The organism is Aureimonas altamirensis (genome assembly GCF_023702225.1).
GTDB classification, from domain to species: Bacteria; Pseudomonadota; Alphaproteobacteria; order Rhizobiales; family Rhizobiaceae; genus Aureimonas; species Aureimonas altamirensis_B.
This window is the reverse complement of sequence record NZ_JAMQCO010000003.1, coordinates 258,435-280,479: the sequence shown is the minus strand read 5'-3', so window position 1 is coordinate 280,479 and position 22,045 is coordinate 258,435. Positions and strand designations below refer to the sequence as shown.

Below are 22,045 nucleotides of genomic sequence, written 5' to 3'. Positions count from 1 at the left end.
GGCGGCCGTCAAGTGCGGCCGCGCGCCTGCCTTTCCGGATCGGCCTGCGACAGGACATGGGCGATCGACCGAAGCGCGATTTCCACGCTGTCGCTCGAGTTGGCCCCATCCCCATCCTGCGGCTCCGGCATCTCGGCCACTTCGCTGCGCCCGAAGAAGTTGCGCCCGTGGCTCGCCAGCGCCGCGATCTGCGCGCGCATGGCCGCCAGGCGTTCCCGCTCGGCTTCCGATGGCGGCGTCGCGGCAAAGCGGCGCACCAGCACATGGGCTGCGTGGACGATGGCGTTCAGGCGCATGAGGGCGCGCCGAAGGCCGACCTGCCCGGCGCCGAACGTCCATGCGCTCTGCAGCGGGCCGACGGCGCTTCGGATGTCGGCATGGGCCCTGTCCATCTGGCGCGCGCGAACCAGCAGGCGCGCATCGTTGTCGCCCTGCTCGAGGGCGGCGGCCGTCTCGAGAAGCTGGTCCAGGGCCTGCATGAACCGGTCGACGGCTTGCCGCGTCTGGCTGGAGGTGCTGCGCGGCAGCACGAAGAAGGACACGAAGATACCGGCTGCGGCGCCGATGACGGTCTCTTCGAGCCGGAGGACCAGCAGTTCGGGCGTGAAGGTGCCGATCAGGCCGTAGACGAGCGAGATCGCCACCGTCATGAAGAAGGTCATCGCGCTGTAGGACAGCGTCAGGAGATAGAATCCCAGGAAGACGCTGAGAGCGACGATGATGATGGTGGGCCAAAGGGCGCCGGACACCAGCACGGCAAGCCCCATCCCCACCACGATGCCGAGCGCCGTGCCGGCGGCACGCTCCAGCCCGCGGATCGCCGTCTCGCCCCGGGACTGGGTATTGGTGAACACCAGAAACGCCGTCAACACCGCCCAGAACCAGCGGTCGGGAGACAGGAAGAGGCCACCGGTCATGGCGATGGCCGAAGCGAGCGTTACTTGCAGCGCCTGCCGGAGGAACGGGTCGTCCAGAGCCCGTTTTCTGCCGGCGCCCGCCTTTGCCGGACGGTTGGGGGCGGAGCCGCCGCCGCCGGCGGCGAAAGCGGCGGCCGGCGTCGCCGCCGCGCTGCGGCGTACCTCGCGGCGCGCCTTGGCGAGGATGTCGAGCCGCCCGGCAACCCCTTCCGGCAGCTTGCCGGAACCGGGCGCGTGCATGGCGAACGCGCTTCCGAGGGCGCTTTCCAGCGCCAGATGGAGGTCGAACAGGTGGTTGGCGAGGGCCGCCGCCCGCCCGCTCGACGGGTCGCCGGCTTCGGCCTGTACCGGCAGGTAGCCTTCGCAGATCAGGATGGCATCCTTGGCGCGACGCTCCATCTCCTGCGCCTCGCGCCGGCTTGCCGGCGACCACCCATTGCGGGCTGCCCGTCGTATCCGGCCGGCCAGCCGCCCGACGATCTCGTCCACACCCTCCAGTGCCCGCTGGAAATCTTCCGCCGGCCTGTCGGGCAACAGGAAGTTGCGGATCAGATGCGCGATCACCGACGACAGCACGAGGGATACGGCGATCCCCGGCAGGTCTGCCGGTCGCGGATGCAGATAGGCCGCGATGACGAAGCACATGAAGGTGAACATGCCGACGGCCTGCCAGCGCAGGCCGAACCGCCGCGCATAGACAGAGATGAAGATGACGGCCAGAAACAGGGCGCTGACGGCAAAGGTCTGGCCGTTCAGCAGCGTGATCGCCAGGACGGTCGCATAGGCGGCCGCCACCGCATAGGCCCTCGTGACGGCCCTGGCCAGCGGCGTTGCATCCTTGATCGCGACCGCGCCCTGTATGGCGGTCACCATCGCCATGCCGTAGGCGGACGGCGGAAAGGCGATCCAGGGATGGACGAGGGCGAGGATGCCGGCCACCAGGGCGACGGTCAGCACCACACGGCTGCCCAGCCGCAGCCGGACGAGGCCGGGATCCGATGCAAGGAACCGCTGCCGCAGGCCGGCCGTATCGCGCTCTTCCGAAAAGGTGCTCTTTATGCTCATGGGCCGCGTGTGTAGACCGGTCGTGTCATTATGTGTGAGCGGCAGTGCGGGCGGCAACCGGAATGAACGAACTCGACAGAACGGACAGGCGCATCCTGCGTGCCCTGCAGGCCGATGGCCGCATCACCAACGCGGAGCTGGCCAGCCGCATCGGGCTTGCGCCGTCCTCGTTGGGGGAGAGGCTCAAGCGGCTCCAGAAGGAAGGCTTCATCACCGGCTTCTCGGCGAGGCTCGATCCGCAGAAGCTGGGGTTCGGCCTGCTGGTCTTCGTGGAAGTCATCCTGGATACGACGACGCCGGACGTGTTCGACCGCTTCGCCAAGGCGGCGCGGCGCACGCCGGAAATCCTCGAATGCCACATGGTAGCCGGCGGCTTCGACTACCTCATCAAGACACGGTTGCCCGATATGGCGGCCTACAGGCGGTTTCTCGGAGAAATCGTCCTGGCGCTTCCCGGTGTCCGGGAAACACGGACCTATGCAGTGATGGAAGAAGTCAAGAATGACGGCCCGCTGCCACTTTGAGACGGCAAGACGATTTTCAAACGATTTTAATTTGGATTGGCCGGGCGTGCATCTTTACGCCGGCTATTTTGCGCCGCAGAAGATCATCCCGAATGTAATCGGCAACCATACAGTCGGGTTGCGCAATCCCGGAGGCACCATGCTGAGAACCGACACCGTTCGCAAGATCCTGTCCTGGTACGAAGGAGAGACACCCGGTCTCAAGAGCAATCTGTCGCGGCTTCTGATGCATGGCCGGCTGGCCGGCACCGGTCGCCTCGTCATCCTTCCGGTGGACCAGGGGTTCGAGCACGGTCCGGCCCGCAGCTTCGCGCCCAACCCCGCAGCCTACGACCCGCATTACCTCTATGAACTGGCGATCGAGTCAGGGGTTTCGGGCTATGCCGCGCCGCTTGGCCTGCTCGAGCAGGGCGCCGATACCTTCGCCGGCGAGGTACCGTTGATCCTGAAGCTCAACAGCGGCAACTCGCTCGTCAACACGCAGGACCAGGCACTGACCGGTACCGTAGAGGATGCCTTGCGCCTCGGCTGCGTGGGCGTCGGCTTCACCATCTATCCGGGCGCGGACGCATCCTACGACATGATGGAAGAGCTGCGCGAGATCACGCTGAAGGCCAAGTCGCGCGGCCTGATGACGGTCGTCTGGTCCTATCCGCGCGGCGGCAAGGTGTCCAAGGAAGGCGAAACCGGTTTCGACATCATCGCCTATGCCGCGCACATGGCGGCGCTGATGGGCGCCACCATCATCAAGGTCAAGTTGCCGACCGACTTCGTCGACCTCAAGGATGCGAAGCCGACCTACGAAAAGAACGACATCCCGCGCGCCACGGGGGCCGACCGCGTCCGCCATATCATGCAGTCGTCCTTCGCGGGCAAGCGCATCGTCGTCTTCTCGGGCGGCGCGGCCAAGAACGAGGACGAACTCCTGGGCGAAGTCCAGGCCATCCGCGACGGCGGCGGCAACGGCTCGATCATCGGGCGCAACTCCTTCCAGCGCCCGAAGGCCGAAGCCCTGGCCCTGCTGAACAAGGTCATGGACGTCTACGCCTGACATTGCACTGCGGCGCAGGGGCGATTAGGTAATAGAGGCAGGCCGAAACGGGCCTGCCTCTCGCCCCTCCCGCCGTCATGAAGCAGATCGACAGGGCATGTCCAAAGCCGCGAAGTTGACCCGCAACGAAAAGCTGGTGCTCGATGCGCTGCGGGGCGACCATGCGCCGATGACGGCCTACCAGCTTCTCGACAGGCTCCGGCCGGAAGGGCTGAAGGCGCCGCTGCAGATCTATCGCGCCTTGCGTGCGCTGGGCGACCGGCATCTCGTTCACAAGCTGGACAGCCAGAATGCCTTCATGGCCTGTACCCATCATGGTCATGGGGGGCATGATCATGCCGTCATCTTTCTCGTCTGCACCGAATGTCAGAAGGTGATCGAGGCTGCGGACGAAGCCATCGATACGGATGCGGCGCGCATCGCGCGCGCTAACGCCTTTGCCGCGCAGGGCGTGTCGGTTGAAATCCGGGGTCGATGCGCCGACTGCGCCGCGACGCCCGCCTGACGCTTGCCAACGGCGCGTCACGCCCTAGTTAAATCTTTGAAATGTCGTTGCTTGTCGCCATCGGGCGAGAGGCGCCTATGAAGGCCGGACGTTACCCGGCCTTTTGTTTTTGAATGGAAGGATGCGGACGATGGCCGATGTGATCACAGAGCAGGATGCCTTCAAGCCGAAGCTTTCCAAGTCGGAATCCAAGCACGACATGACCACCAGCGCGGCGCGCGCCATCATCGACGCCGAGTCCAAGCGGCGCTTCGAAAAGACGGCTCGGCTTCGGGCCGCACGCATGGCCGTCGAGGCGACGGCCGTGGCCGAGGCGCCGGTGAAGAAGCGGCGTGCCCCTGCTACGCGCGCGGCTGCACGTTCCAAGGGTTGATCAGATCGACGTTCATCGACCCGAAATCGATTGTGTTGCGCGTGACTACAGTCATGCGGTGGGCCAGCGCACAGGCTGCGATCAGGGCGTCGCGCTCGGGTCTTGGAGTGTCGGCGTGGAGAGCAGCACACTCACGGGCTACAGCATGATCTATCATGATGGTCCGTCCCGCAAAGGCCGGCAGAACATGGTTGGTCATCCAGGATCGCAGACGCGAGCCCTGTCGTGGATCCTTTCTCTCCATCCGGATAATGCCGAGGTCGAGTTCCATGATCGTGATGATCGAAACATAGAAATTGCCGGTGTCCTGAAGTGAAAGCCACGACACGACCATGGGGTCGGCCTTCCCGTCGCCTGCCTTGCGCAGTTCCGATACGACATTTGTATCGAGTATGAACATCAGTCGAATTCGGCGGGGCGGGCTACACTGCCGGAACGCGGGATATCGAATTCGATCTCGCTGAGGCCACGCATAGCCAACGCGTCGACGATGCTTTTGCGTTGGGCGGTAATGCGCTGATACTCCTCATAACTCAACAGCACGTTTGCGGTGCGCCCCCTGTTCGTGATGAATACAGGGCCGGTTTGCGCGGCCTTCTGGGCCTGATTGGCATTCTGCTGGAATTCCCTGCTCGACAATGTGGTAATCATCGCAATCGCCCGTAGCCGCAATGTTTATACATTAGAACATCGAGGGGCCGGCTGCAAGTCCGGGCGGTAGTCTACGCGGCCATCCGGTGCAGGGCCTCGACGACCTTCTCGGCGACATATGGCTTCTGGAAGAAGACGCTGCGCGCCGGCATACTGTCGGCGTCGGGCGTCACGTAGCCTGATGTCAGGATGATCTCGATCGGCGGCCAGCGATCCCGGATGGCGGCGGCAAGGCGCATGCCGTCCATGCCTCGCGGCATGTCGATATCGGTGAAGACGATGCGAATATCGAGGCGATCCTGCAGGATTTCGATTGCCTGCGTCGCATCCGCGGCCTCAAGGGCCTCGAAGCCGGCATCTTCCACCATGTCCACGGCCATCATGCGCAGGACCGGTTCATCCTCGACGACGAGAACGACTGGTCGCTTCTCTCTGTCGTTTCGGGTCAAGGGCTCGATCCTTATGATTCCACTACTTGCGACACCGGTGCTTTAAACACCGCGAAAAATCCTTCGGCGGGGTAACGAAGCTCGCTCCCGCCCGTTCCCGCAAGGCCCATGGCAATTAGTCGCGACCCGAAACCTCGCCCCCGCGGCACGCTTGGCGGAGGCCCGCCGCTTTCGCGCCATTCCAGAACCAGCTCGTCGTCCCCATCGGCGGGTTCTATGCGCCAACCGATGGCGATGCGGCCCGTTTCGGATGACAGGGAACCATATTTCAGCGCGTTGGTCGCAAGCTCGTGAAGCAGCAGGGAAAGCGACAAGGTAGCGCGGGGCGCCAGATCGACCGGGGGACCGGATAGATCGAACCTCTCGTCCAAGTCGAATGTGCCGACCATCGCCTCGACGACAGCCGCCATGGACGCGCCGGACCAGCTGCGCTGCAGCAGGACCCCATGCGCGGAAGCGATGGCGTGGAGCCGCTTGCCGAACGCCTCGACCGCCTCCCTTTCGGTCACGCCGCGCAATGTCTGCGTGGCGATGGCCTGCACGGTCGCCATCGTGTTCTTCATGCGGTGCGCCAGTTCCTCGTTGAGAAAACGCCGACGCTCTTCGGCCGCATCACGCTCATTGATCGCGCGGCGCAACGCAAACTGCGTCATCACCTGCCGTGCAAGCCGTTCCAGGCTGCTGGCCTGGCGATCGGTCAAGCCGTCGGGGCGGGGCTTGTCGTCCAGTACGCACAGCGTTCCTATGCCGATGCCTTCCGGCGTTTCCAGCCGCGCACCTGCATAGAATCGAATATGGGGAGGGCCCGTCACGAGCGTGTTCTCCATAGACCGGGGGTCTGCCGTCAGGTCCGGAATGACGAGCAGGCCCGGCCGCTGCAGCGCATGAACGCAGATCGACTGGCCGATGGGGGTCTGGCAGGCATCGAAGCCGACACGCGCCTTGAACCATTGCCGTTCCTCGGCGACCAGGCTGACCAGCGCCGTCGCCGATTCGCAGATGTCGGCTGCAAGATGAGCGATGTCGTCGAACTCGACTTCGGCCGGCGTATCCATGATCTCGTAGAGATCGAGGGCATCCAGCCGAGCCTGCGTATCGCTTTCCGCCATCGGCGCAAGATCGGGAACTGAGCGGGAAGCCATGATTGTCGCGCGTGGCCTGACTTGGGATGGGGGAGATACGATAGTGCGGGAACCGCGCCACGCTTCAACCGTAGGATGAAGGCTTTTCCAAGTCTTATTAGTGTCGCTCTTGCCGATACTCAGTGATCGTGCGCGATGCACTTGTCGTGATCGGCAAGCACCTCGATCACCCTGCACTCGCCGATGCTCCCGTGATCGCAGGCAAGCATGCGGGCGATTTCGGACCGGAGCGCGGTCAGCCTGGCGATCTTGCTGTCGATCTCGGACAAATGCGACATGGCTATCCTGTCCGCCCCCTCGCAGGGCCGGTCCGGTTCCTGCGCGAGGTCCAGCAATTCGCGGATCGGCTCGATCTCGAAACCGAGCTCGCGCGCGTGCCGGATGAAACGCAGCCGGCGCAGGTCCGCCCCGTCGTAGAGGCGGCGGTTGCCCTCGGTGCGGGACGGGGAGGGCAGGAGCCCTATGGATTCATAGTAGCGGATGGTCGGCGCCTTGATGCCGCTGTCACGCGATGCCTGCCCGATGGTCACTCCGCCGATACGCATGATGCCTGATCCTCCAGTCGCTGGAGATCGAAATCTGACCATCTTGGGCAGGGTAATCAAGTGGCGCGGCCGGAACGAACCGGCCGTCGCCGGAAGGCAGCTCAGTTGCCCCCGGCCGCCTTAAGCGCTTCCGCCGGGTCGCGCGGGGCGCCGCTTTCGTCGAAGCCGGCCAGATAGGCCGTGATGTCCTTCAACTCCTGCTCCTTCTTGATGCCGGGAAAGATCATCTTTGTCTTCGGTACCACGGCCTTGGGGTTTTGCAGCCACTGCGCCATCAGTTCGGCGTTCCAGACCTTGCCCTCGCCCCAGGCGACGAGATCGGGCGAAAAGCGGAATCCCTCCACCTCGCCGGGCTTCTCGCCGATGATGCCGTTGAGTTCGGGCCCCACCTTGTTGGCGGCGCCTGCCCCGACGGCATGACAGGCCATGCAACGCTTGAAGACCTTCTCGCCGGCGACCGGGTCGCCGATCTCCTGAGCCGTCACGGGCGAAGAGAGCGCAAGGACAAGCCAGGCTCCCGCGACGAATGTCGCTTTCCGCATGCTTCCTCCAAAGACTTGCGGCGCCCAGCCAGGGTTTAGAATAAGGACAAGGATCGGGGCTTGGCAATCTCCCTGTGCGGATTCTCCGGTTAACCATGCTTCTTAGCAGGCGGTTAGGGATTATTCCTCTAAAGGAGCGGGGTCGCGCCGCATAAGCCTTTCGGTGGTGCGCGACGGGTTTCTGGAGCATCCTGACACATGAAGCGCATCGCCCTTCTCCTGGCCGTTTCGGCCCTCGCCACCCCGGCTCTCGCCGCGGACATCATCTACAACGATCCCATCGCGGCGCCGATGGCCTACGATACCGGCTTCACCTGGACCGGCTTCTATGTCGGCGGCCAGGCCGGCGCGGCGCTCAGCCGCGATTCGGGCCTGTTCTCGTCCGCCGGCTCGTCCTTCGCGGGCGGCAGCAAGGACGGCGAAGCAGGCGTGGTACTGGGCGTTCATGCCGGTTACGACCACCAGATCGACAATTTCATCGTCGGCGCCATCGCCGACATCAATTACGTCGACGCCAACTCCTACGCCAACTTCACCCAGTTCGGGCAGGAGTTCGGCTCCAAGCAGGACATCGACTTCCTGGGCACCCTGCGCGCCAAGGCCGGCCTGACGTCGGATCGCTTCGCCGTCTTCGCGACGGGCGGTCTCGCCTTCGCCAAGGTGTCCAACGACCTGATCGGCAACAGCAGCGTTTCTTCCGGCGGCACGACCTATAACGTCTCGCTGGAAGAAGACACCAAGGATTTCGGCTACGCGCTCGGCGCGGGCCTCGATTACCTGGTTGCACAGAACGTGTCGGTCGGCCTGGAATATCTCTACACCGATCTCGGCAAGTCCGACACGAAGGTGAAGTACACGCCGGCCGGATCGAGCATCGCGACGGAATCCCTCACGGCGACGTCCGGCAACAGCCTGGATTTCCACACCGTTTGGGCCAAGGCTTCCTACCGCTTCAACTGAGCGGACGGACCTTCTTGAACGCGCCGCCGGCCATCGAGGCCGGCGGTCGCCGCGTCCGATCAGGCAAGCGGCTGCAGCCCCAGGTCCGCCCGGCGCGGAAGGTCGGCTCCGCGCCGCCCGCAGGTGATCGCTGCGGCACGGATGGCGAAGCCGACCAGATCTTCCAGGTCGGCCGGCGACATGGCCACGACGCCTTCACGGCTCAGGCGGCCATGCTCTCCCAGGCAGGCCAGCGTCGCCGCCTGGAACGTATCCCCCGCACCCACCGTATCGACCACCGTCACGGCGATACCCGGCAGTTGGACCTCGTGTCCGCCGGCCGTGGCCGCGATGGCTCCGTTTTCTCCGCGCGTCACCAGCGCGATGGCGGGCCCCGCCGACATCCAGTCCGACAGGATGGAATCCAGCGAGCGCCCGGGATGGATCTGCTGCAGATCCTCTTCGCTGGCCTTCACCAGCGTTGCCTTGGGCAGGATGCGCGACACACGGTCGCGCCACAGGTCGAGATCCGGCTCGATCGTGGCGCGGATGTTGGGATCGTAGGAAATGAAGCGCCTGCCCGACTCCTGACCGACAAGATGCAGCAGCGCCGAGGCGGTGGGCTCCGTCACGGTAGAATAGGACGCGATGTGGATGGCCGAAAGATCGTCCGGAAAATGCTCCGGCACGTCGGCTACCTCGACCGAGCGGTCTGCGGTCCCCTCGATATGGAAATCGTAATGCGGGGTGCCTTCCGGCGACAGCGATACGACAGCCAGCGTCGTGCCTCGCGTGGTGGGCACCAGGAAACGCTGGTCGATACCTTCCTCCTGCATGAAGGCCCGGATGCGGCGACCGAACAGATCGTCCGAAACCTTGGTGAAGAAAGCGCTGGGATGGCCGAGCCGGGCAAGGCCGAGGGCGACGTTGAGGGGCGAGCCGCCGACGCGACCGTCCAGCGCCACCGATGCCGGCCCACGGCCATCCTGGACTTCGAACAGGTCGAACAGTGCGTCGCCGCAACTCAGGAACATGCAATCCCTCCCGTCTCATCGTCGCCTGCGATAGCAAAAAACAATGCGGGCGAATACCGCCCGTTACTGGCGCAGGCCGCGCCCGGCTGTTACAGCGACGGCAAATCCGGCAGGCGGGGTAAGGTGACATGGCCGATCCGATGATCATCGAGGTCACACGCGGGGCGCTGGTGGAAAGCCACCACCGCGTGCATGTGAGCGTCACGGACGCGGCCGGGCGCAACGTCGTGGCGCTGGGAGACGTCGAGCGGGCCGTTTTCCCGCGCTCGGCGGTCAAGGTGCTGCAGGCGCTTCCCCTGATCGAGACGGGCGCTGCCGACGCTTCCGGCTTCTCCGACGAGGAACTGGCGATGGCCTGCGCCTCCCATTCGGGCGAAGAGGCCCATGTGATGGCGGCGCGCGAGATGCTGGCCAAGGGCGGGCTGGATCCCGCGCAGCTCGAATGCGGCTGCCACTGGCCCTTCGATCTGCCGGTCGCGCTGGAGCTTGCCCGCAGCGGCGGTGCGCCGACGGCCCTGCACAACAACTGCTCCGGAAAGCATGCCGGTTTCCTCTGCACCGCCGTACATATGGGCGAGGAGACGGCGGGCTACGTCACGGCCACCCATCCGGTTCAGCGCCGTGCGCGCGCGGCGATCGCGGAGACGACCGGTGCGCAATTGAGCGAGGATGCCTGCGGCATCGACGGCTGCTCCATCCCCACTTATGCCGCGCCACTGTCCAGCTTCGCCACCGCCTTCGCGCGCCTCGTCGCGGGGCAGGGCATCGATGCCGGCAGGGCCGCAGCGGGACAAAGGCTGATCCGTGCTTGCATTGCCCATCCGTTTGCGATGTCGGGCACGGCCCGCAAATGCAAGGCGCTGATCGAAGCGGGGCAAGGCCGCGTCTTCGTGAAGACAGGGGCGGAAGGGGTCTTCTGCGGCGCGGTGCCGGAACTGGGGCTCGGTATTGCCCTGAAGGCCGAGGACGGCACCACGCGGGCCGCCGAAAGCGCCGTCTCGGCCCTTCTGGCGGGCCTTTTCCGCAAGGTGGACCGAAATCTCGCCGAAACCTTCGATGGGGAGGCCCGTACGACCCTGCGCAACTGGGAAAAGCAGAGCGTCGGGGAGGTCCGGCCGGACCGGCCCTGGAACTTCTGACCGGGTCAGGGAAGAATTCTCGCCTTTACGTGATCGTCAAGGTCTTTAATATCGTCATTCAGTGGGCACCTATTACGAGACGTAACGCGGGCATTCTGCGCGCGTCCGAGAATGGGAGAAATATCATGGCCTGGAACAAACCGGCTATCGTCGAAGTATGCGTGGCAATGGAAATCAACGGCTACATGCCGATTGAATTCTGATTGCCCGGGCAATCAGTCGATCGTGGGCGGCCGGAAGGCCGCCTGCGATTGACCGTGCTGGGTTCCGCTGCCGGGGGCGGCTACCCGCAGTGGAACTGCAACTGTGACGTCTGCGCCCTTGCCTGGCGCGGCGACCCGAGAGTGCAGGCGCGGACCCAATCCTCGATAGTCGCGACGGCCGATGGCGAAAACTGGCTTCTCGTCAACGCATCGCCCGATCTGCGCCAGCAGATTCTGTCCACTCCGTCCATGGCGGCCAGCGCCGCCGCGGCGCATGGTGCGCGGCGAGCCTCTGCCATTGCCGCCGCATTGGTGACGAACGGCGATGTCGACCACGTGGCAGGGCTCCTGACACTGCGCGAGCGCCAGCCCTTGACTCTTTATGGAACCGCGGGAGTGATGGATGTGATCGCCGCGAATCCGATCTTCGAGGTCTTGTCGAAGGATTGCGTCGAGCGGATCGGCGTGCCGCTGGACGCGCCGTTCGAGCCGGTGCCCGGATTGACGGTCGAGATGTTCGCCGTGCCCGGCAAGGTTCCGCTGTACCTGGAAAAGGGCGACGTGACTGTCGGCGAGGTCGGCGAAATGACTGTCGGCCTTCGCCTTTCGGCCGGCGGGCGATCGATCTACTACATACCGGGATGCGCCGAGATCACGGACGATGTGCTTCGCCGCCTGTCCGGTGCGGACGCAATCCTGTTCGACGGCACCGTTTTCACCGACGGCGAGATGGAGGCGGCCGGCGTCGGCACGAAGACCGGCCGGCGCATGGGCCATGTACCGATCTCCGGGTCGGGCGGAAGCCTTCGAGCCTTCGAAGGGCTCGGCATCGGCGAGAAGATCTATATCCACATCAACAACACCAACCCGATCCTCGTCGAGGGATCGGAAGAACGCGACCGCGTGGAGGCGTGCGGCTGGCGCGTCGCCCATGACGGGCTGGAGCTTGTTCCATGAAGCCGCTTCTGAACGCGGATGAATTCGAGGCGGCGCTGCGGCGGATCGGCGCCGAGCGCTATCATAATTTGCACCCCTTCCACCGCCTGTTGCATACGGGCAAGCTGTCCAAGAGCCAGGTGCAGGCCTGGGCGCTCAACCGCTATTACTATCAGTCGATGATCCCGGTGAAGGATTCCATCATCCTCAGTCGCCTGACGACGCCTGAGCTGCGCCGGGAATGGCGCCGCCGCATCATCGACCATGATGGCGACGGCAGCGAGCCCGGCGGGATCGAGAAGTGGATCGCCCTCGGACGCGGCGTCGGGCTGGACGAAGCCTATGTCGTGGCAGGGAAGGGAATCCTGCCGGCAACCCGTTTCGCCGTCGATGCCTATGTGCATTTCGTACGGGACAGGACGCTGCTGGAGGCCGTCGCCTCGTCGCTGACGGAGCTTTTCTCGCCGACGGTCATCGGCGAGCGCGTGCGGGGCATGTTGGAGCATTATCCCTTCATAACGCGGGAAACCCTTGCCTATTTCGACAAGCGGCCGGTGCAGGCGAAGCAGGATTCCGACTTCGCGCTGCATTACTGCATCGACAACGCCCGCCGGCCGGAAGAACAGGAGGCGGTTTTGAATGCCCTGCGCTTCAAGTGCGACGTGCTTTGGGCGCAGCTCGACGCGCTCTATTTTTCCTATGTCGAACCGGCCATGACCCCGCCCGAGGCATGGCGCCCCGGCAGTGGCCTTGCCTTGGCGGAGACCGGGCGATGACCGGCCTTGCCGACGAACTGGTGCCGCGCTTTCCGCACGGCGTACGCTTTCGGGAGGACAAGACGCGCGGGCGCCACATACTGGTGGGGCCGGAGCGCATCTTCGAAGCGGACGGCGTGGCGACGGAAATTTTGAAACGGGTGGACGGCAGGCGTAGGCTGGACGAAATCGTCGCCGATCTTGCCGCCAATTTCGCTGCCGATGTCTCTGTGATCCGGCCCGATGTGGAGGGGTTCCTTTCCGAACTGGAAGAAAAGCAACTGGTGGTCCTATGAACGAGATGCCGCATCCACGGGCCATGCCCACGCCGCACCCCGCGCCGCCCGCCCCCATCGGCGTCCTGGCCGAATTGACGCATCGTTGCCCCTTGCGCTGCACCTACTGCTCCAACCCGCTCGAGTTGGAGACGCGCTCCGCGGAATTGTCGACCGACGACTGGAAGCGCGTCTTCGACCAGGCAGCGGAGATGGGCGTGATCCACGTCCATCTTTCGGGCGGGGAGCCGACCGCCCGGAAGGACATCGTGGACCTGACGGCGCATGCCGCCGCCGCCGGCCTGTATACCAACCTCATCACGTCCGGCATCGCCGTGGGTGAGGACATGCTGGACCGCCTCCTGGCGGCCGGGCTGGACCATATCCAGTTGTCGATGCAGGGGGCCGATCCGGAGATCACCGAGCGGGTAGGCGGCATGAAGGGGGCGTTCGAACGCAAGGAGGCCTTCGCCCATGCCGTCGTCGCGCGGGGGTTTCCACTGACGTTGAACGCCGTCATCCACCGCCAGAACATTCATCAGGTGCCCCTGATGATCGACAAGGCGCTGGCGCTGGGCGCCAAGCGGCTTGAGGTGGCGCATACGCAATATTATGGCTGGGCGCTGAAGAACAGGGCGCAGCTTATGCCGCGTCGCGAGGATGTGGACAGAACCATCGAGGAGATCGCCGCCGCGCGCGAAGCGCTGAAGGGGCGCCTTGCGATCGATGCCGTATTTCCCGATTATTACGCGCGCTTTCCGAAGCTGTGCAACGGCGGTTGGGGGCTGCGGACCTTCAGCGTCACGCCGTCCGGCATGGTGCTGCCGTGTCACGCGGCGCAGACCATCGGGCATCTGGAATTCTGGTCGGTGCGCGATCGTTCGCTGCAGGAGATATGGACGACGTCGCCGGCTTTCGAAGCCTATCGCGGTACGGGCTGGATGAAGGAGCCCTGCGCCAGTTGCGAGCGCAAGATGATCGATCTCGGCGGATGCCGCTGCCAGGCCCTCGCCCTGACGGGCGATGCCTCCAACGCCGATCCGGCCTGCATCAAATCGGCCTTCCACGAGCGGGTAAAGGACATGGCCGTTACCGAGGCGGCCTCCCGCGACCCCGGCCCCGCCGCCTACCGCCAGTTCGGGCGGGCCTCATAGCCATCGCTTGTAGCGGAAATAGGCGAGCGGCAGGATCGCCGAGACGAACATGCCGGCGATCGCCACCGGATATCCGAAATGCCAGGACAGTTCCGGCATGTCCTGGAAGTTCATGCCGTAGATCGACGCGATCAGCGTCGGCGGCATGAAACCGACGGCCGCCACCGAGAAGATCTTGATGATCGCGTTCTGCTCGATCGAGATCATGCCGACGGCCGTGTCGAGCAGGAAGTTGGTCTTGTTGTTCAGGAAGGCCGCGAAGTCGTTGAGGGACTGTATGTCGCGCGACATCGCCTTGATGCGGGTCTTCAGTTCCTTCGGCGCCTTGCGACGGTCGAAGGCAAGCTGGGCGAAGGGAAGCATCCGGTCGAATGTGGCGAGCGCTTCCCGCGTACGGGAGGCGAGGTCGGCGCACCGGCCGATCTGCCGCAGCATCTCCTTGTAGCGTGCGTTGGCTATGGGAGCGCGCTGCTCCGAAGACTGGAAGATATCCTTGGCGGTGTGGTCGAGATCGACGGCCGTACCTTCCAGAAGGTCGGCGACGCGATCCACCACCGCCTCCAGCAGCCCGAGCAGGATGACCTCCGGGCGCGGCGCGCGAGGCGGCTTGCGGGACGGTCCGGCCGTGGACGGCTGCTGCACCGCGCCGTCTTCGGCCGGACCCGCGGCCTCGACGTCCTCGGGCGTGGGCGGCAAGGTCAGGTCGAGCGACACGGGCTCGCGGCACAACTTGGCCGCATACAGCTCGAAGCTGCGCGGCTCGCTGTAGCGCAGGGTGATGAGGGACGTGCGCGCCAGGATGAAGGTGACGGGTGCGAACTGCGCTACGCCGGTCGCCTGGCGCCCATGCGGCAAAAGCAGCGTCATGAAGTCGGCGCCGTCCTCGGTGTAGAGGCGGCTCGAGACTTCGATCTCGCGCATTTCCTCGGGCGTCGGAACGTCGATGGCAAGGTGCTTCTCGATGGCGGCGACTTCTTCCTGGGTGGGGTCGAAGAGATCGAGCCAGATGGCGTCAGGGGGAAAATGCGCACCGGCCGAGGCGACCGGGCGCATGCGCCCATCGGCGAACACATAGGCGAGGATCATCGCGAAAGCCGTTCAGATGAACTGGGCGAGCGCGGGCACCGAGGCGATGGCCTTGTCCACCGTCTCGTCCCCGGCATGTTCGCGCGCGACGGCGACGAAGTTTTCCGCGACGTCGCGGATCTGCTCCATGTCGAGGCCGAGCCCCATCAAGCGGGCGCCCAGGCCCATGATGCCGCCGCTGCCATCGTAACCATCGGCCGCCGCCAGGGCGTCCGCCGCCCCGGGGGTGGCCGACACCATCCCGCGCAGCGAATCATCTTCGCTTTCGGCGTGCATGTAGGCGAGGATGTATCCAACGGCCTGACGGGCATCGCTTTCCGAAATCTCGGCCGCAGCTGATATACGGGAGAAGAGATCGTCCATTTCTGGTAGTCCTGACTTTGGCGATCGTCCGGCAACCCGCCGGGCACGGCGGGACCATGGCAAAGGCTGGCGTGAACGGCAAGCGGAGGGTGAACATGCAGGAAGACGGTCAGCTGTTTCTCGGGGCGAGTGTCTCCCGGGGCACGCCCACGCCTGAGGAACTGGTGCTGAAATACGCAAACCGCCACGGCCTCGTCACGGGCGCCACCGGCACCGGCAAGACGGTGACGCTGCAGGTGCTGGCCGAGGGGTTTTCCGCTGCGGGCGTTCCCGTCTTCTGCGCCGACGTCAAGGGCGACCTTTCCGGCCTCGCAGTGCGCGGCGAAGAAAAGGACTTCCTCGTCAAGCGCGCCGGCGAAGTCGGGTTGGACCCCTATGTGAACGACTATTCCCCGGCGATTTTCTGGGATCTCTTCGGCGAGAAGGGGCATCCGGTCCGCACGACCGTATCGGAGATGGGACCGCTTCTCCTGTCGCGGCTGATGGATCTGACCGAGCCGCAGGAGGGCGTGCTCAACATCGCCTTCCGCATCGCCGACGAGCAGGGGCTGCTGCTGCTGGACCTGAAGGATCTTCAGGCCATGCTGACCCATGTCTCCGAGCAGGCGGACGAGATTTCGCGGCGCTACGGCAACGTGGCCAAGGCCAGCGTCGGTGCGATCCAGCGCCAGTTGCTGGTGCTGGAGAACCAGGGGGCCCGCAATTTCTTCGGCGAGCCGGCCATGGCCATCGACGACCTCATGCGCGTCGACCGCGACGGGCGCGGCTATGTAAGCGTGCTGGCAGCCGACAGGCTGATGTCGAGCCCGCGCCTCTATGCGACCTTTCTTCTGTGGCTGCTGTCGGAATTGTTCGAGGAGATGCCCGAAGTGGGCGATCCGGACAAACCCAGGCTCGTCTTCTTCTTCGACGAAGCGCATCTCTTGTTCGATGACGCACCCAAGGCGCTGGTCGACCGTATCGAGCAGGTGGTCAAGCTGATCCGGTCCAAGGGCGTGGGCGTGTATTTCGTGACGCAGAACCCGATGGATGTGCCCGAAAGCGTGCTCGCTCAACTCGGTAACCGCGTGCAGCATGCGTTGCGCGCCTATACCCCGCGCGAGCAGAAGGCCGTGCGCACGGCCGCCTCGACATTCCGTCCCAATCCGGATTTCGACACGTTCAAGGCCATCACGGAACTGGGCGTCGGCGAAGCTCTCGTGTCGACCCTCGGCAAGGGCGGCGTCCCGAGCGTCGTGCAGCGATGCCTGATCCGTCCGCCGGTCGGACGCGTGGGGCCCCTGGACGATGCGGAACGCCGCGCCGTCATGAGCGACAGCCCCGTGCGCGGTCGATACGACACGGCGGTGGACCGCGAGTCGGCCTACGAGATCCTCAACCGGCGGGCCGACGAAAAGCTGGCCGAGGCTGCGGGCGCCGACGTGCCGCAGCGCCGCCTGCCGATACCGGATTTCGGCGACAGGCCGGAGGCGCCGGCGCCGGCGCCCCGCCGGCGCGCATCCGGCTATCAGCGGCAGACGGTGACGGAGGCGATCATGAAGTCGGTTGGCCGGACCGTCGCCACGCAGGTCACCAATGCAGTGCTGCGCGGCATCCTCGGCGGCTTTCGGCGCGGGCGGTAGGAACCCGCTCGCATCCGATCAGACGATAATCGCCCCACTCTGCTGGTTGACGATCACCGTCGCGCCGTCGGCGGCACGATCGTAAAGGTCGATGATGTCGTGATTCATGAAGCGTACGCAGCCGGACGACACCGCCTTGCCGATGGTCCACCACTCCGGCGTTCCGTGCAGCCGGTAGAGCGTGTCCTTGCCGTTCTGGAACAGGTACAGCGCCCGGGGGCCGAGCGGGTTCATGAGGCCTGGCTCCATCCCCTGGCGATACTGCTCCAACTCGGGCTGGCGCGCGATCATCTCCGCGGGCGGTGTCCAGCGCGGCCACCGCCGCTTGTACTGGACACGGGCGCGGCCGTCCCAGGCGAAGCCATCCCGACCGATCCCGACGCCGTAGCGCATGGCCGTTCCGCCGGGCTGGATCAGGTAGGCGAAACGCGTCGGCGTATCGATGATGATCGTTCCGGGCGCTTCGGGGCCGTTATATGCGACCTCGCGGCGCAGGAATTGCGGATCCATCCGGTTCAGATCGATCGCCGGAATGGTGAAGCCGCCGTCCTCGATCGGGCCATAGGCCGCCAGATATTCGGGCGGCAGGTTGCCCCGGCTGGGCAAGTCGGCAATGGAGGCCCGGTCGGTGGTCGTGCAGCCGGCGAGCGCAAGCGCAGCGGTTGCCCCCAGCCCCACCAGCAGATGACGCCGCGTGAGGCCGTTGAAATCGATGATGTCCGTCATGTCCCGCCTTGATCGTCGAACGCTAAAGAACTCAAATTCCCTCTTAAGGTAACCGCCAAAGGTTGCGAATGTTCCACCATGCATCGCGCGGCGTTGGCAGGCGCGTGCAAAGGGCCTATCACTCGCGCGAACGCAGATATACGGAGAGCGCAATGGCCATCGAATTTTCGCGGACCGTCACCTTTTTCCAGGGCGAATGGCTCGAGGGAAATCCCGCTCTGGTCGGGCCGCGCAGCCATGTCTTCTGGCTCGGCTCCTCGGTCTTCGACGGGGCGCGCTGGTTCGAGGGCCTCGCGCCCGACCTCGACCTTCATGCCGCCCGCGTCAACCGTTCGGCGCTGGCCCTGGGGCTGAAGCCCACGGTCGAGGCGGCGGAGATCGTGCGTCTGACGCATGAGGGGCTGGCGAAGTTCGACGGAGGCACGGCGGTCTACATCCGCCCGATGTACTGGGCCGAGGATGGAGGCTACATGGGCGTGCCGGCCGACCCCGAGACGACGCGCTTCTGCCTGTGCCTCTACGAATCGCCGATGATCGCATCGTCGGGTTTCACGCTCGGCATTTCCAGCTTCCGCCGCCCGACGCCCGAGACGATGCCGACCGCCGCCAAGGCCGGCTGCCTCTATCCCAACAATGCCCGCGCCATCATGGAAGCGAAGGGCAGGGGATACGACAACGCACTGGTGCGGGACGTCGTGGGCAACGTTGCCGAAACCGGAACGTCGAACATCTTCATGGCGAAGGACGGCATCGTCTATACGCCCGTACCGAACGGCTGTTTCCTCAACGGAATCACACGCCAGCGCGTGATCGGACTGCTGCGGAAGGATGGCGTCGAGGTGATCGAAAAGAGCCTTGCCGTCGAAGACTTCATGCAGGCGGACGAAATCTTTTCCACGGGCAACCATTCCAAGGTGGTTCCCGTGACGGGCATCGAAGGGCGCATGCTGAAGGTCGGAGCCTTTGCCGAGCGGGCCCGAGAACTCTATTTCGCCTTCGCCCGGCAGGGCAAAAATTCCGCTGCAGGACTGCAATTGGAAAAGGCAGGCGGCTGACAAATCGGGCATCCGCCCCTAATTAGGAAATTCATCGGACTGATGTCCGAGCGAAGAATGACGATCAGAAGGGAACTGACGAAATGGCTTTCACCCTGCCTGAACTGCCCTATGCCTACGACGCGCTGGGGCCGTACATGTCCAAGGAAACGCTCGAATTCCACCACGACAAGCATCACAATGCCTATGTGGAAACGGGCAACAAGCTGGCGGCGGAAGCGGGCCTCGGCGATGCCTCCGTGGAAGAGGTGGTCAAGCAGTCTTTCGGCAAGAACCAGCCGCTCTTCAACAATGCCGCCCAGCATTACAACCACATCCATTTCTGGAAGTGGATGGCACCGAACGGGGGAGGCAAGTCCCTCCCGGGGAAACTGCAGACGGCCTTCGATTCCGACCTCGGCGGCTACGACAAGTTCCGCACCGACTTCATCGAGGCGGGCAAGGGCCAGTTCGGCTCGGGCTGGGCCTGGGTGTCCGTAAAGGATGGCAAGCTCGAAATCTCCAAGACGCCGAACGGCGAGAACCCGCTGGTTCACGGCGGCACGCCGATCCTCGGCGTCGATGTCTGGGAGCACTCCTATTACATCGACTACCGCAACCTGCGGCCGAAGTACCTGGAAGCCTTCGTCGATAATCTCATCAACTGGGATTATGTGCTGGAGCGCTACGAGGCCGCGACGCGCTGAGCGCGACGCCGGACCTTGTGCATGGTTCGAAGGGCCCTCCCGGCGACATCGCCGGGAGGGCCCTTGCGTTTCCTCAGCCGTCCTTCCCTGTGACGGCCAGCGCGAAAGCGTAGACGAGCGCCGTCTCCTCCAGCCGGGCAAACCGACCCGAGGCGCCGGCATGGCCTGCATCCATGTTGGTCTTCAACAGGACGGGGCTGTCGCCCGCCTTCAGCTTGCGCAGCCGCGCAACCCATTTGGCCGGCTCCCAATAGGTGACGCGCGGGTCCGTCAGGCCGGCCAGCGCAAGAATGGGCGGGTAATTCCTGGCGCCGACGTTGTCGTAGGGGCTGTAGGCCGCGATGCGCGCGTAATCGGCCTGCGAGGCGATCGGGTTGCCCCATTCCGGCCATTCCGGCGGGGTGAGGGGCAGGCTGTCGTCGAGCATCGTGTTGAGCACGTCGACGAAGGGAACGGAGGCGACGATGCCGCCGAATGCATCGGGCGCCATGTTGGCGACGGCACCCATCAGCATGCCGCCGGCCGAGCCGCCATGCGCCACGATGCGGTCATGCGCCGTGAACCTCTCCGCAACCAGATGGCGTGCTGCCGCGATGAAGTCGGTGAAGGTGTTCTCCTTGAATTCGCGGCGGCCTTGTTCGTACCAGGCGAAGCCCTTGTCCTTGCCGCCCCGGATATGGGCGATCGCCCAGACAAAGCCGCGATCGACGAGCGACAGCGCGTTCGAGTTGAAGCTTGCCGGAATGGTGATGCCGTAGGCGCCGTAGCCGTAGAGGAGGCACGGGGCACTGCCGTCCAGTGGCGTATCGCGGCGATAGAGCAGCGAAACGGGCACCAGTTCGCCGTCCGGGGCCGGCGCCATGATGCGTCGCGTCACGTAATCCGCCGGATCGTGGCCGGACGGGACCTCCTGGGTCTTGAGCAGCCGTCTCTCGCGGCTCTCCACATCGTATTCGAATGTCTGTGCCGGCGTCGTCAGCGAGGAATAGCTGAAGCGGATGACCGTCGTGTCGAACTCGTAGGTGCCCGAAAGACCGAGTGCATAGGCTTCTTCGTCGAAGGCGACCGAGTGCTGCTCCCCGTCCGACAGGCGGTGCACCACGATGCGGGGCAGTCCGTCGCGACGCTCCAGCCAGACGAGATGGCGCTTGAGTACGAAATGCGACAGGATCAGCCGCCCGGCCTCGTGCGGGATCAGATCCGTCCAGCCTTCGCGCCCCGGCGTATCGGCCGACACGGTGACGATCTTGAAATCCTTGGCTCCACCGGCATTGGTGAGGATGTAGAGGAGGCCGCCGGCCTCGTCGACGCTGTACTCCACACCTGTTTCCCGCGGCGCCACGAGGCGGGGTGCGGCTTCCGGATCGCCGGCCGGCACAAGCCAGACCTCGGACGTCTCGTGATCGTGCAGGTCGATCGTCACGAAGGCGCGCGACTGGGTGTCCCCCGCATTCATGAAGAAGCCGGCATCCGTCTCCTCGAAGACGAGCCGGTCGGCGTCGGCCGGCGTGCCGAGCCGGTGATAGTAGAGCTTGTCCGGGCGGTGATTGGCGTTCATCCGTGTGTAGAAGAAGCCGTCGGAACCGGCGCTCCACGTCGCGTCGCCGCCGGTTTCGCCGATGCGGACGACATCGTCCGTACCGCTGGCAAGGTCGCGGACCGCGATCGTATAGAATTCCGAACCCTTGTCGTCGTAGCTCCAGGCCAGCCGCGTATGGTCGGGCGCATGCGTGGCGGTGCCCAGCGAGAAGTAGCTGCGCGCGCCGGCTTCATGCGGCACGTCCAGCAGGATTTCCTCCGCACCTCCGTCGCGTGGGGTCCGGATGAAGCGCGGATACTCGGCGCCGGCCTGGTAGGAGATTCCGTAGGCGAAAGGCCCATCCGCCGCCGGAACGGAGGAATCATCTTCCTTGATGCGTCCGCGCATCTCCGCGATCAACCGCTCGCGCAGGGCGGCCGTGGGGCGGAGCACCTGTTCCTGGTAGGCGTTCTCGGCCTCCAGGTAATCGCGGATCGCCGGGTCCAGAAGGGTCGTGTCGTGAAACATCTCCTGCCAGTTCGCGGCCCGCAACCAGCCGTAAGGGTCGGTGCGTTCGATGCCGTGGATGGTATGGCTTTCCGGGCGCTCGGGCGCCACGGGCGCGACGGCGCCGACGGGGATCTTCAGCATGGGAATCTCATGTTGGAAAGGGAAGGGGCGGTCGGGCCGGAGAATCCGGCCCGACGATCGGATGTTCAGTCGCCTTCCGGCGTGAACTCCATGGCATAGCCGTTCATGCAATAGCGAAGCCCGGTCGGTCGGGGGCCA

At 64.9% G+C, this 22,045-nt stretch carries 24 protein-coding genes and 1 pseudogene; 13 read left to right on the top strand and 12 right to left on the bottom strand.

All coding sequences use genetic code 11. The features are described 5' to 3' along the window. Positions 1-8: 8 nt before the first annotated feature. Positions 9-1,982, bottom strand: a complete 1,974-nt coding sequence (locus NDN16_RS06605) for an FUSC family protein (RefSeq protein WP_251112822.1) — start codon at positions 1,980-1,982, stop codon at positions 9-11. Positions 1,983-2,044: 62 nt separating this feature from the next. Here NDN16_RS06605 and NDN16_RS06600 point away from each other — a divergent pair, with 62 nt between their 5' ends. From NDN16_RS06600 to NDN16_RS06585, 4 genes are all read left to right on the top strand, one after another. Further along, on the top strand, positions 2,045-2,506 hold the full coding sequence (locus tag NDN16_RS06600) for an Lrp/AsnC ligand binding domain-containing protein (RefSeq protein WP_251112821.1): 462 nt from the start codon (positions 2,045-2,047) through the stop codon (positions 2,504-2,506). A 139-nt stretch (positions 2,507-2,645) separates the two neighbouring features. After that, complete coding sequence (locus NDN16_RS06595; RefSeq protein ID WP_251112820.1) at positions 2,646-3,557, top strand: class I fructose-bisphosphate aldolase; 912 nt, start codon at positions 2,646-2,648, stop codon at positions 3,555-3,557. A gap of 97 nt (positions 3,558-3,654) precedes the next feature. Continuing rightward, positions 3,655-4,062, top strand: a complete 408-nt coding sequence (locus NDN16_RS06590; RefSeq protein ID WP_251112819.1) for a Fur family transcriptional regulator — start codon at positions 3,655-3,657, stop codon at positions 4,060-4,062. A 130-nt stretch (positions 4,063-4,192) separates the two neighbouring features. Then, on the top strand, positions 4,193-4,435 hold the full coding sequence (locus NDN16_RS06585; protein ID WP_251112818.1) for a hypothetical protein: 243 nt from the start codon (positions 4,193-4,195) through the stop codon (positions 4,433-4,435). Here NDN16_RS06585 and NDN16_RS06580 read toward each other — a convergent pair. From NDN16_RS06580 to NDN16_RS06555, 6 genes are all read right to left on the bottom strand, one after another. Further along, complete coding sequence (locus tag NDN16_RS06580; protein ID WP_251113010.1) at positions 4,404-4,838, bottom strand: type II toxin-antitoxin system VapC family toxin; 435 nt, start codon at positions 4,836-4,838, stop codon at positions 4,404-4,406. The genes NDN16_RS06585 and NDN16_RS06580 overlap by 32 nt on opposite strands. Next, a complete protein-coding gene (locus NDN16_RS06575; protein WP_251112817.1) occupies positions 4,835-5,086 on the bottom strand; it encodes a type II toxin-antitoxin system Phd/YefM family antitoxin in 252 nt (83 codons plus the stop codon). Before NDN16_RS06575 ends, NDN16_RS06580 begins: the two co-directional genes overlap by 4 nt. 71 nt (positions 5,087-5,157) lie before the next feature. Next, positions 5,158-5,535, bottom strand: coding sequence for a response regulator (locus NDN16_RS06570; protein ID WP_251112816.1), 378 nt, complete (start codon positions 5,533-5,535; stop codon positions 5,158-5,160). 11 nt (positions 5,536-5,546) lie between these two features. Next, positions 5,547-6,677 (bottom strand): sensor histidine kinase, encoded by a 1,131-nt coding sequence (locus NDN16_RS06565; protein WP_251112815.1) that lies wholly within the window; start codon positions 6,675-6,677, stop codon positions 5,547-5,549. Positions 6,678-6,796: 119 nt separating this feature from the next. Continuing rightward, positions 6,797-7,222 (bottom strand): MerR family transcriptional regulator, encoded by a 426-nt coding sequence (locus NDN16_RS06560; protein WP_251112814.1) that lies wholly within the window; start codon positions 7,220-7,222, stop codon positions 6,797-6,799. 101 nt (positions 7,223-7,323) lie between these two features. Next, the gene (locus tag NDN16_RS06555) at positions 7,324-7,764 is read right to left on the bottom strand and encodes a c-type cytochrome (protein ID WP_251112813.1); all 441 of its coding nucleotides are present in this window, start codon (positions 7,762-7,764) and stop codon (positions 7,324-7,326) included. A gap of 198 nt (positions 7,765-7,962) precedes the next feature. On the opposite strand from NDN16_RS06555, the gene NDN16_RS06550 reads away from it, so the two are divergent. Continuing rightward, complete coding sequence (locus NDN16_RS06550; protein WP_251112812.1) at positions 7,963-8,724, top strand: outer membrane protein; 762 nt, start codon at positions 7,963-7,965, stop codon at positions 8,722-8,724. Positions 8,725-8,783: 59 nt separating this feature from the next. Here the strand turns inward: NDN16_RS06550 and NDN16_RS06545 are convergent, their stop codons facing one another. Continuing rightward, positions 8,784-9,737 carry a carbohydrate kinase family protein gene (locus tag NDN16_RS06545; protein ID WP_251112811.1) on the bottom strand — a complete coding sequence of 318 codons (954 nt, stop codon included), beginning with the start codon at positions 9,735-9,737 and terminating at the stop codon, positions 8,784-8,786. A gap of 128 nt (positions 9,738-9,865) precedes the next feature. Here NDN16_RS06545 and NDN16_RS06540 point away from each other — a divergent pair, with 128 nt between their 5' ends. The 5 genes and pseudogenes from NDN16_RS06540 (at position 9,866) to pqqE (ending at position 14,199) form a co-directional block, all read left to right on the top strand. Beyond that, the gene (locus NDN16_RS06540) at positions 9,866-10,876 is read left to right on the top strand and encodes an asparaginase (protein ID WP_251112810.1); all 1,011 of its coding nucleotides are present in this window, start codon (positions 9,866-9,868) and stop codon (positions 10,874-10,876) included. A gap of 29 nt (positions 10,877-10,905) precedes the next feature. Further along, positions 10,906-11,079, top strand: a complete 174-nt coding sequence (pqqA, locus tag NDN16_RS21075) for a pyrroloquinoline quinone precursor peptide PqqA (protein WP_251112809.1) — start codon at positions 10,906-10,908, stop codon at positions 11,077-11,079. A 42-nt stretch (positions 11,080-11,121) separates the two neighbouring features. Beyond that, positions 11,122-12,036 (top strand): pyrroloquinoline quinone biosynthesis protein PqqB, encoded by a 915-nt coding sequence (pqqB, locus tag NDN16_RS06530; RefSeq protein ID WP_251113009.1) that lies wholly within the window; start codon positions 11,122-11,124, stop codon positions 12,034-12,036. Then, positions 12,033-13,066: pseudogene (gene pqqC, locus NDN16_RS06525) on the top strand (pyrroloquinoline-quinone synthase PqqC). Before pqqB ends, pqqC begins: the two are co-directional and overlap by 4 nt. Positions 13,067-13,089: 23 nt before the next feature. Then, positions 13,090-14,199 carry a pyrroloquinoline quinone biosynthesis protein PqqE gene (gene pqqE / locus NDN16_RS06515; protein WP_435301067.1) on the top strand — a complete coding sequence of 370 codons (1,110 nt, stop codon included), beginning with the start codon at positions 13,090-13,092 and terminating at the stop codon, positions 14,197-14,199. Here pqqE and NDN16_RS06510 read toward each other — a convergent pair. Then, positions 14,194-15,285, bottom strand: coding sequence for a magnesium transporter CorA family protein (locus tag NDN16_RS06510; RefSeq protein WP_251112806.1), 1,092 nt, complete (start codon positions 15,283-15,285; stop codon positions 14,194-14,196). The two genes, pqqE and NDN16_RS06510, sit on opposite strands and share 6 nt — an antisense overlap. A 12-nt stretch (positions 15,286-15,297) precedes the next feature. Further along, the gene (locus NDN16_RS06505) at positions 15,298-15,648 is read right to left on the bottom strand and encodes a DUF2267 domain-containing protein (protein WP_251112805.1); all 351 of its coding nucleotides are present in this window, start codon (positions 15,646-15,648) and stop codon (positions 15,298-15,300) included. 95 nt (positions 15,649-15,743) lie between these two features. On the opposite strand from NDN16_RS06505, the gene NDN16_RS06500 reads away from it, so the two are divergent. Further along, positions 15,744-17,270: a helicase HerA-like C-terminal domain-containing protein gene (locus NDN16_RS06500; protein ID WP_251112804.1), complete on the top strand. Its 1,527-nt coding sequence runs from the start codon at positions 15,744-15,746 to the stop codon at positions 17,268-17,270. 18 nt (positions 17,271-17,288) lie between these two features. Here the strand turns inward: NDN16_RS06500 and NDN16_RS06495 are convergent, their stop codons facing one another. After that, the gene (locus NDN16_RS06495) at positions 17,289-17,996 is read right to left on the bottom strand and encodes a L,D-transpeptidase (RefSeq protein ID WP_251112803.1); all 708 of its coding nucleotides are present in this window, start codon (positions 17,994-17,996) and stop codon (positions 17,289-17,291) included. Positions 17,997-18,148: 152 nt separating this feature from the next. On the opposite strand from NDN16_RS06495, the gene NDN16_RS06490 reads away from it, so the two are divergent. Beyond that, positions 18,149-19,051 (top strand): branched-chain amino acid aminotransferase, encoded by a 903-nt coding sequence (locus NDN16_RS06490; RefSeq protein WP_251112802.1) that lies wholly within the window; start codon positions 18,149-18,151, stop codon positions 19,049-19,051. A gap of 83 nt (positions 19,052-19,134) precedes the next feature. Continuing rightward, positions 19,135-19,737 (top strand): superoxide dismutase, encoded by a 603-nt coding sequence (locus tag NDN16_RS06485; RefSeq protein WP_251112801.1) that lies wholly within the window; start codon positions 19,135-19,137, stop codon positions 19,735-19,737. 73 nt (positions 19,738-19,810) lie between these two features. Here NDN16_RS06485 and NDN16_RS06480 read toward each other — a convergent pair whose 3' ends face one another. Next, entirely contained in the window at positions 19,811-21,907 is a 2,097-nt protein-coding gene (locus tag NDN16_RS06480; protein WP_251112800.1) for a S9 family peptidase, read from the bottom strand. Between the last annotated feature and the right edge of the window lie 138 nt (positions 21,908-22,045).

What these genes read in the sequence shown, in the direction of transcription:
- NDN16_RS06575 (WP_251112817.1), bottom strand. Translation starts at nt 5,086, where the DNA reads ATGATTACCACATTGTCGAGCAGGGAATTCCAGCAGAATGCCAATCAG.
- NDN16_RS06600 (WP_251112821.1), top strand. Translation starts at nt 2,045, where the DNA reads ATGAACGAACTCGACAGAACGGACAGGCGCATCCTGCGTGCCCTGCAG.
- NDN16_RS06510 (WP_251112806.1), bottom strand. Translation starts at nt 15,285, where the DNA reads ATGATCCTCGCCTATGTGTTCGCCGATGGGCGCATGCGCCCGGTCGCC.
- NDN16_RS06505 (WP_251112805.1), bottom strand. Translation starts at nt 15,648, where the DNA reads ATGGACGATCTCTTCTCCCGTATATCAGCTGCGGCCGAGATTTCGGAA.
- NDN16_RS06485 (WP_251112801.1), top strand. Translation starts at nt 19,135, where the DNA reads ATGGCTTTCACCCTGCCTGAACTGCCCTATGCCTACGACGCGCTGGGG.
- NDN16_RS06595 (WP_251112820.1), top strand. Translation starts at nt 2,646, where the DNA reads ATGCTGAGAACCGACACCGTTCGCAAGATCCTGTCCTGGTACGAAGGA.
- NDN16_RS06480 (WP_251112800.1), bottom strand. Translation starts at nt 21,907, where the DNA reads ATGCTGAAGATCCCCGTCGGCGCCGTCGCGCCCGTGGCGCCCGAGCGC.
- NDN16_RS06540 (WP_251112810.1), top strand. Translation starts at nt 9,866, where the DNA reads ATGGCCGATCCGATGATCATCGAGGTCACACGCGGGGCGCTGGTGGAA.
- NDN16_RS06585 (WP_251112818.1), top strand. Translation starts at nt 4,193, where the DNA reads ATGGCCGATGTGATCACAGAGCAGGATGCCTTCAAGCCGAAGCTTTCC.
- NDN16_RS06590 (WP_251112819.1), top strand. Translation starts at nt 3,655, where the DNA reads ATGTCCAAAGCCGCGAAGTTGACCCGCAACGAAAAGCTGGTGCTCGAT.
- NDN16_RS06565 (WP_251112815.1), bottom strand. Translation starts at nt 6,677, where the DNA reads ATGGCTTCCCGCTCAGTTCCCGATCTTGCGCCGATGGCGGAAAGCGAT.
- NDN16_RS06490 (WP_251112802.1), top strand. Translation starts at nt 18,149, where the DNA reads ATGGCCATCGAATTTTCGCGGACCGTCACCTTTTTCCAGGGCGAATGG.
- NDN16_RS06550 (WP_251112812.1), top strand. Translation starts at nt 7,963, where the DNA reads ATGAAGCGCATCGCCCTTCTCCTGGCCGTTTCGGCCCTCGCCACCCCG.
- NDN16_RS06555 (WP_251112813.1), bottom strand. Translation starts at nt 7,764, where the DNA reads ATGCGGAAAGCGACATTCGTCGCGGGAGCCTGGCTTGTCCTTGCGCTC.
- NDN16_RS06495 (WP_251112803.1), bottom strand. Translation starts at nt 17,996, where the DNA reads ATGACGGACATCATCGATTTCAACGGCCTCACGCGGCGTCATCTGCTG.
- NDN16_RS06560 (WP_251112814.1), bottom strand. Translation starts at nt 7,222, where the DNA reads ATGCGTATCGGCGGAGTGACCATCGGGCAGGCATCGCGTGACAGCGGC.
- NDN16_RS06545 (WP_251112811.1), bottom strand. Translation starts at nt 9,737, where the DNA reads ATGTTCCTGAGTTGCGGCGACGCACTGTTCGACCTGTTCGAAGTCCAG.
- NDN16_RS06500 (WP_251112804.1), top strand. Translation starts at nt 15,744, where the DNA reads ATGCAGGAAGACGGTCAGCTGTTTCTCGGGGCGAGTGTCTCCCGGGGC.
- pqqE (WP_435301067.1), top strand. Translation starts at nt 13,090, where the DNA reads ATGCCCACGCCGCACCCCGCGCCGCCCGCCCCCATCGGCGTCCTGGCC.
- NDN16_RS06605 (WP_251112822.1), bottom strand. Translation starts at nt 1,982, where the DNA reads ATGAGCATAAAGAGCACCTTTTCGGAAGAGCGCGATACGGCCGGCCTG.